Origin of the sequence: Cellulosimicrobium cellulans, from assembly GCF_001722485.1 — a bacterium.
Classification (GTDB): domain Bacteria; phylum Actinomycetota; class Actinomycetes; order Actinomycetales; family Cellulomonadaceae; genus Cellulosimicrobium; species Cellulosimicrobium cellulans_A.
Genome location: NZ_LWGL01000153.1, coordinates 1 through 7,336, shown reverse-complemented (window position 1 = coordinate 7,336; position 7,336 = coordinate 1). Strand labels below are relative to the sequence as shown.

Here is a 7,336-nt window from a genome sequence, read left to right as displayed (position 1 = left end):
GCACGGCGGCACCGGCGACGACGCCGCGGCGGTCGCGGCCGCCGCCCCGCAGGACGAGCCGGGCCGGGCTGCGCTCGACCCGCTGACGCTGCTCGTCGGCGGGCTCGTCCTGGGCGGGCTGCTGCTCCTGCGCGGTCGCCGGGACCAGGTCGTCTGAGGCCCGGGACCGGTCAGAGCCGGACGGTCTCGTTCTCCCCGCCCTCGTAAGGCTTGTGCGTGACCTTCGTCGTGACGAGCCGGAACAGGGTCGCGACGCGCCCGCCGGGGGAGTCCCAGTACTCCGCGGTGTCGGCGTGAAGCCGGATGAGCACGACGTCGGGCGTGTCGGGCCCGTCGGGGAACCACGCGTCGGCGACGGCGTTCCACAGCTCGCGGATCTTGGCGCGGTCGCGCACGACGCTCGCCCGGCCGGAGAGCGACACCCACGAGCCCTTGCCCGAAAACGCGGCGTTCGCGGCGGAGTCGTGCGCGATCTCGGCGACCTTGTGGGAGTCCTCGGCGGCGAAGAACCACAGGTCGCCGTCGAAGTCGACGGCCTGGACGCCCATGGGCCGGCTCACGAGGCTCCCGTCCTCGGCGACGGTCGTGAGCATGGCGATCCGCTCGTCCTTGACGAGCTCGCGCACCTTCGCGACCTTGTCGGACCCGGCGTGCGGCTGCTCGTGGTGCGTGTCGGTCATGACGCCTCCCGTCCTCGTGGCCGCCCTCCGCGACCACTCCCGACGCTAGGCACGTCCGCGCCGCCCCGCCCGCCGACCGCACACCGCCCGCCACCGTCGCCGGTGGACCGAACCCGAACCGCCGTCCTCAAGACGCGGGGCGAGGTGGAAGCCCGAGCCGCTCGGCGTCGTCGTGCAGGAGAAGGGGACAGGGAAGGAGGGGGTGGGGTGGTGTCGCCGGTCGTGGCGGGTCTGGCGGGAGCGCGCGAGGGACGAGCGCGCGGATGGTAGACCGGCGACACCACCCCACCCCCTCCGGACGCGAAGGCGCGAACCTCCGCGAGAGAGCGAGCGGGAACGAGAGGACTACACCTCGACGTCCTCGTCCACCCAGTCCATCGTCTTCGTCACGGCCTTCTTCCAGTTCCGGTAGAGGCGGTCGCGCTCGCCCGGCTCGACGGACGGCGACCACCGCTTGTCCTCGGCCCAGTTCGCGACGACGTCCTCCTCGCCCTTCCAGAACCCGACGGCGATGCCGGCGGCGTACGCGGCGCCGAGCGCGGTGGTCTCGGCGACCTTGGGCCGTACGACGTCCACGCCGAGCTGGTCGGCCTGGAACTGCATGAGCAGCTCGTTGGCGACCATGCCGCCGTCGACGCGCAGCTCGGTGAGGTCGACGCCGGAGTCGGCGTTCATGGCGTCGACGACCTCGCGGCTCTGGTAGGCCGTGGCCTCGAGGGCGGCACGCGCGATGTGGTTGCGGTTGACGTACCGCGTGAGACCGACGAGCGCGCCGCGGGCGTCGGGGCGCCAGTAGGGGGCGAAGAGGCCGGAGAACGCGGGGACGAAGTAGGCGCCGCCGTTGTCGTCGACCTTGCGCGCGAGCCACTCGACGTCGGGGGCGTCCTCGAACATGCCGAGGTTGTCGCGCAGCCACTGCACGAGCGACCCGGTGACGGCGATGGAACCTTCGAGCGCGTAGACGGCGTCGGCGTCGCCGATCTTGTAGCAGACGGTGGTGAGAAGGCCGTTCTTGCTCATGACCTTCTCGGTGCCGGTGTTGAGCAGGAGGAAGTTGCCGGTGCCGTAGGTGTTCTTGGCCTGGCCGACCTCGAAGCACGCCTGGCCGAACGTGGCGGCCTGCTGGTCGCCGAGGATGCCGGCGATGGGCACGCCGGGGACGAGGCCGCGCGGGCGCCCGTGGCCGTACACCTCGGACGACGAGCGGATCTCGGGGAGCATCGACAGGGGGATGCCCATGTCGGCGGCGATGTCCTCGCGCCAGGAGAGGGTGTCGAGGTCCATGAGCATGGTGCGCGACGCGTTGGTGACGTCGGTGACGTGCACGCCGCCCTCGGTGCCGCCGGTCATGTTCCACAGGACCCACGTGTCGGTGTTGCCGAACAGCAGGTCGCCCTTCTCGGCCTTCTCGCGGGCGCCCTCGACGTTGTCGAGGATCCACTTGATCTTCGGGCCGGAGAAGTAGGTCGCCAGCGGCAGGCCGACGATCGACTTGTACTTCTCGGCGCCCTCGGAGCCGCCGAGCTCCTCGACGATCTTCTGGGTGCGGGTGTCCTGCCAGACGATCGCGTTGTAGACGGGCTTGCCGGTGGTCCTGTCCCACACGACCGCCGTCTCGCGCTGGTTGGTGATGCCGACGGCGGCGATGTCCTCGTGGGTGAGGTTCCCCCGCGTCAGGGCCAGCCCGACGACCTCGCGCACGTTGTTCCAGATCTGCTCGGGGTTGTGCTCGACCCAGCCTGCCCGCGGGAAGATCTGGTCGTGCTCGAGCTGACCGGTGGAGACGATCTCCCCGGAGTGGTTGAAGACGATGGCACGCGAGCTGGTCGTGCCCTGGTCGATGGCGAGGACGTAGTCGGCCATGGTGGTTCAGTCCTTCACGTCGGTGTGTACGGGGTGGTGGGCCGGCGTCGTGCGGGCCCGGACGGCCCGCACGACGAGGGTGAGACGGGGAAAAGGGTCAGGAGTAGACGGGCGCGAGGAGGCCGGCGAGGATGCCGCCGATGATCGGGCCGAGCACGGGGACCCAGGAGTAGCCCCAGTCGCCGCTGCCCTTGCCCTTGATCGGGAGGAGCGCGTGGGCGATGCGGGGGCCGAGGTCACGGGCCGGGTTGATGGCGTACCCGGTCGGGCCACCGAGGCTGGCGCCGATGCCGACGACGAGCAGCGCGACGGCGAGCGGGCCGAGCTCGTGCGGCGTGTTGCCGAACATGAGGACGACGAACACGAGCACGAACGTGCCGATGATCTCGGTGATGAGGTTCCACGCGTGGGAGCGGATCTCGGGGCCCGTGGAGAAGACCGCGAGCTTGGTCGCCCCGGGGGCCTCCTCGTCGAAGTGCTTCTTGTACGCGAGGAAGGCGAGGGCGGCACCGACGGCGGCACCGGCCATCTGCGCGGTGACGTAGAAGAAGCCGTTGGCTGCCGTGACGGGGATGCCGGGGGCGAACTCCTCGGCGCCGCTCGCCCAGATGCCGAAGGTCACCGCCGGGTTGATGTGGGCACCGGTCTTGTACGCGACGAAGACGCCCGCGAACACGGCGAGCCCCCACCCGAAGTTGATGAGGAGCCATCCGCCGTTGAATCCCTTGCTCCGCGGCAGGACCACGTTGGCGACCACGCCTGCACCCAGGAGGAGCAGGAACATGGTGCCGAGGAACTCGGAGAAGAGGAGCTCGCCTGTTGACACGTCCATCGTGTGCTCGCTTTCTTGATCGGACTTCGCTGTCGCAACCCCGACGACGCTCGGTGCGTCGCGGTCCTCGTGCACCCGGGGCGAGGGTCCTCCGGGCGGTGCGGGGTGCGGCCGAGGGGGTCGTCCCGGCCGCACCCGTCATGCAGTTGTCGGGCGCGCAGGGCCTCAGCCGGCCCGCAGCGCCTGGAGCGGCGAGACGTCGGGCGCCTCGAGACGCGTGCGCTCGGCGCTCGCGTCGTCCGGCTGCTCCTCCGCTGCCGCCTCGGCCTTCGCGCGCTCGGTGTACTGCCGCACCTCCTCGTCGCGCGTCGCGTCGTCCCACCCGAGGAGGCCGGCCGCGATGTCGGCGATCTCGGGGAGGGCGGCGAGCCCGCGGTCGCCGACCTCGTAGTTGAGCCGCGTGCGGTGCAGCATGAGGTCCTCGACGTGCAGCGCGCCCTCGTGGGACACGCCGTACGCGATCTCGGCGCGCAGGTACGCCGGCGCGTGCTCGAGGGGCCGTGCGAGGTCGGGCTGCGCCTCGCACAGCTCGACGATCTCGCGCAGGTTCGAGCCGTAGCGGTGGAGCAGGTGGTCCACCATGCCGGGCGTCCAGCGGTACCGCGACGCCCACGGGCGCGCCTGGCGCCGCACGGCCTCGAGCCCGACCGCGCCGAGGAGCGGGATCGTGTGCGTGATCGACGGCAGGGCGCTCGCGCGCTGGCCGATCGCGAAGTCGACGGCGTCCTTGGCCATGACGCGGTAGGTGGTGAGCTTGCCGCCCGCGATCACGGTGAGCCCCGGGGTGGGGGAGGCGACGGTGTGCTCGCGCGACACCTTCGCCGAGCTCGTGCCCTCCTTCGTGCCGGGCTGGAGCAGGGGCCGCAGGCCGGCCCACGTGCCGATGATGTCGTCGCGCGTGAGCGGGTGGGCGAGCACGGCGTTGGCGTGCTCGAGCACGTAGTCGATGTCGGCGGACGTGGCGACGGGGTGCTGCAGGTCGTGCTCCCACGGCGTGTCCGTGGTCCCGATGACCCAGTAGCGCGACCAGGGGATGACGAAGAGCACCGACTTCTCGGTCTGCAGGATCAGGCCGACCTGGCCCTTGATCCGCTCGCGCGGCACGACGACGTGGACGCCCTTCGACGCGAGCACGCGCAGCCCGCCGTCGCTGCCGGCGAGCGCCTCGGTGTCCTCGGTCCACACGCCGGTCGCGTTGATGACGGCCCGGGCGCGCACGGTGAGCTCGTGGCCGGTCTCGAGGTCGACGAGCACGGCGCCGTTCACCGCGCCGGTGGATCCCTTGGTCAGCGAGACGACCTGCGTGCGCGACGCCGCGTGCGCGCCGTAGGACGCCGCGGTGCGCACGAGCGTGCTCACGAGGCGCGCGTCGTCGACGGAGGCGTCCCAGTACTGGACCGCGCCGACGGCGGCGTCGTGGGCGAGGTCGGGGAACTTCTTCTCCATGCGTCGCCGGCTCAGGTGCCGGTGGATCGGCATGGCGCGCTTGCCGGGGGCGACGCTCGCGAGGGTGTCGTAGAGCGCGATGCCGGCGCCGACGTAGGCGCGCTCCCACACGCGGTGCTCGAGCGGGTACAGGAAGGGGACCGGCCGCACGAGGTGGGGCGCGATCTCCTTGAGCAGCAGGTCGCGCTCGGTGAGGGCCTCGTGGACGAGGTGGAAGTCGAGCATCTGGAGGTAGCGCAGCCCGCCGTGGACGAGCTTGCTGGAGCGGCTCGACGTGCCGGCCGACCAGTCCTGGGCCTCGACGATCGCCGTCGACAGCCCGCGCGTCACGGCGTCGAGCGCGATGCCGGCGCCCGTGACGCCGCCGCCGATGACGAGGACGTCGAGCTCGGCGTCCGGGGTCGTGCTCGCCTCGAGCGCGGCCAGCGCCTGCTGGCGCGACTCCGCGGTGAGTCTCGTGGATGCCATCCGTCAAACCTCTCTCGTCGCCCGCCGTGCGTACGCCCCGAGGTGCCGACGCACCCGGTGCGCTCACAGCGACGGTCCCACTTCCGCGACAGGTGCGCGAGGGGAACCGCACTGCTCAGAGGGCATCGCTCGTCGCGCGACGCCTCCGCACGTCCTTCACATCACCACGCCGCGAACGGACGCGCAAGCGCTGTGCACGAACGTGCACAATGGGAGCCGGGCGAGGGAAGGGGCCGTCATGGTCGACCGGGAGCAGGACGTGCTGCGCGCGGCCTCGATGTACTACCTGCAGGACATGAAGATGGAGGCGATCGCCAAGCACCTGCGCACGTCGCGGTCGACCGTCTCTCGGCTCGTCAAGCGCGCCCGCGAGACGGGGCTCGTCGAGATCTCCCTGCGGCCCACCGGCAGCCGGGCGCCGGGGGTCGGCCAGCAGATCGCGAGCGCGTGGGGCGTCGACGCCTACGTCGTGCCGGTGCCGGACCAGGCGGCGCAGGTGGACCGGCTCGAGCAGGTCGCGATGACCACCGCGCGCCTGCTCTCGACGTGGTTCGACTCCGACATGATCCTCGGCGTCGCGTGGGGCACGACCCTCTCGGCCGTCTCGCGCCACCTGCCCCGCAAGCCGATGCGGGGCAGCGCCGTCGTGCAGCTCAACGGCGCGGCGAACACGCGGACGTCGGGCGTGCACTACGCGGGCGACCTCATCGCCGGGTTCGGCACGGCGTTCGACGCGCGCGTGCACCATTTCCCAGTCCCGGCCTTCTTCGACTACGCCGAGACCAAGCGCGCCATGTGGCGCGAGCGGTCGGTGCGGCGCGTGCTCGACGTCCAGCACCGCGCCGACATCGCGCTCTTCTCGGTGGGGGCCGTGTCGGGCGGCGTGCCGTCGCACGTCTACGCGGCCGGCTACCTCGAGCCGGAGGACATCGCGGTGCTCGAGGAGGAGGGTGTCGTCGGCGACGTGTGCACCGTCTTCCTCCGCGCTGACGGCACCTACCGGGACGTCGCGCTCAACGAGCGCGCGACCGGGCCGTCGCCGGACGAGCTGCGCCGCGTGCCGCGGCGCGTGTGCGCGGTCGCGGGCGACAACAAGGTCGCGCCGCTGCGTGCCGCGCTCCGCGCCGGCGTGGTGACGGACCTCGTCATCGACGAGATCACGGCGTCGCGGCTCGTCGCGGGCGGCTGATCGCCCACAGGATGGGTATGCGCGCACATGGATAGGTATGCACGGCCCGGGGTCCCGGCGTACAGTGACGCCGTGCCGCCCCAGCCCTCCGCCGACGTCCCGCCGGTCCGCGTCCGCCCGGCGCTGCCGGCGGACGTCCGCGCGATCCGCACGCTCGTGCAGCCGTACGCCGAGGAGCGCATCCTCCTCGCCAAGGAGATGGTCGGGTACTACGAGTCGGTGCAGGAGTTCGTGGTCGCGGACGCGCAGCCGGGCGTCGTGGGGTGCGGCGCGCTGCACGTGATGTGGGACGACCTCGCCGAGGTCCGCACGCTCGCCGTCGACCCTGCGTGGCGCGGGCGGCGGGTGGGCGACGCGCTCGTCGGCGAGCTGCTCGCGCGCGCCCGGGCGCTCGGTCTGCGGCGGGTCTTCTGCCTGACGTTCGAGGTCCGCTTCTTCGAGCGGCACGGGTTCCGACCGATCGAGGGCACGCCCGTGTCGGCCGAGGTCTACGCCGAGCTGCTGCGCTCCCACGACGACGGCGTCGCCGAGTTCCTCGACCTCGCCCGGGTCAAACCGAACACCCTCGGCAACACGCGCATGCTCCTCGAGCTCGGCTGAGGCACCCGGCCGGCCTGCCGCCGCTCACGCCGGCAGGCGCAGCGCCTCGCCGTCCTGCTCGACGAGGCCGTCCTCGACGAGGCTCGCGACGCAGCGGTCGAGCTGAGCCGGGTCGTGCCACACGGCCGCGACGAAGTCGCGGGGGACCGGCCCGGCGGCGTCGCGCAGCGCGGCCATGACCCGGCCGCGCACCTGACGGTCGGTCCCCGCCCACGCCTGCGTCCGGCGCCGGTCCGCGTGCTCGTCCGCGGGCCGGCC

General features: G+C 72.3%; 6 protein-coding genes and 1 pseudogene. 2 read left to right on the top strand and 5 right to left on the bottom strand.

Annotation, left to right across the window (positions count from 1 at the left end; all coding sequences use genetic code 11):
• Positions 1-170 precede the first annotated feature (170 nt).
• From JZ5iCDA_RS13985 to JZ5iCDA_RS13970, 4 genes are all read right to left on the bottom strand, one after another.
• A complete protein-coding gene (locus tag JZ5iCDA_RS13985) occupies positions 171-680 on the bottom strand; it encodes a pyridoxamine 5'-phosphate oxidase family protein (RefSeq protein ID WP_069387721.1) in 510 nt (169 codons plus the stop codon).
• Positions 681-1,025: 345 nt separating this feature from the next.
• Complete coding sequence (glpK, locus tag JZ5iCDA_RS13980) at positions 1,026-2,543, bottom strand: glycerol kinase GlpK (protein ID WP_069387720.1); 1,518 nt, start codon at positions 2,541-2,543, stop codon at positions 1,026-1,028.
• Positions 2,544-2,640: 97 nt separating this feature from the next.
• Positions 2,641-3,375: an MIP/aquaporin family protein gene (locus tag JZ5iCDA_RS13975; RefSeq protein ID WP_069387719.1), complete on the bottom strand. Its 735-nt coding sequence runs from the start codon at positions 3,373-3,375 to the stop codon at positions 2,641-2,643.
• A 165-nt stretch (positions 3,376-3,540) separates the two neighbouring features.
• Positions 3,541-5,289, bottom strand: coding sequence for a glycerol-3-phosphate dehydrogenase/oxidase (locus JZ5iCDA_RS13970; RefSeq protein WP_069387718.1), 1,749 nt, complete (start codon positions 5,287-5,289; stop codon positions 3,541-3,543).
• A 238-nt stretch (positions 5,290-5,527) separates the two neighbouring features.
• Here JZ5iCDA_RS13970 and JZ5iCDA_RS13965 point away from each other — a divergent pair, with 238 nt between their 5' ends.
• Positions 5,528-6,478 (top strand): sugar-binding transcriptional regulator, encoded by a 951-nt coding sequence (locus JZ5iCDA_RS13965; RefSeq protein WP_069387717.1) that lies wholly within the window; start codon positions 5,528-5,530, stop codon positions 6,476-6,478.
• A 72-nt stretch (positions 6,479-6,550) separates the two neighbouring features.
• On the top strand, positions 6,551-7,078 hold the full coding sequence (locus JZ5iCDA_RS13960; RefSeq protein ID WP_069387716.1) for an amino-acid N-acetyltransferase: 528 nt from the start codon (positions 6,551-6,553) through the stop codon (positions 7,076-7,078).
• 24 nt (positions 7,079-7,102) lie between these two features.
• Here the strand turns inward: JZ5iCDA_RS13960 and JZ5iCDA_RS13955 are convergent.
• Positions 7,103-7,336, bottom strand: a pseudogene (locus JZ5iCDA_RS13955) (A/G-specific adenine glycosylase); the annotation flags it as partial.

Coding starts and splice junctions, on each gene's coding strand:
- JZ5iCDA_RS13970 (WP_069387718.1), bottom strand. CDS start 5,289: ATGGCATCCACGAGACTCACCGCGGAGTCGCGCCAGCAGGCGCTGGCC.
- JZ5iCDA_RS13975 (WP_069387719.1), bottom strand. CDS start 3,375: ATGGACGTGTCAACAGGCGAGCTCCTCTTCTCCGAGTTCCTCGGCACC.
- JZ5iCDA_RS13965 (WP_069387717.1), top strand. CDS start 5,528: ATGGTCGACCGGGAGCAGGACGTGCTGCGCGCGGCCTCGATGTACTAC.
- glpK (WP_069387720.1), bottom strand. CDS start 2,543: ATGGCCGACTACGTCCTCGCCATCGACCAGGGCACGACCAGCTCGCGT.
- JZ5iCDA_RS13985 (WP_069387721.1), bottom strand. CDS start 680: ATGACCGACACGCACCACGAGCAGCCGCACGCCGGGTCCGACAAGGTC.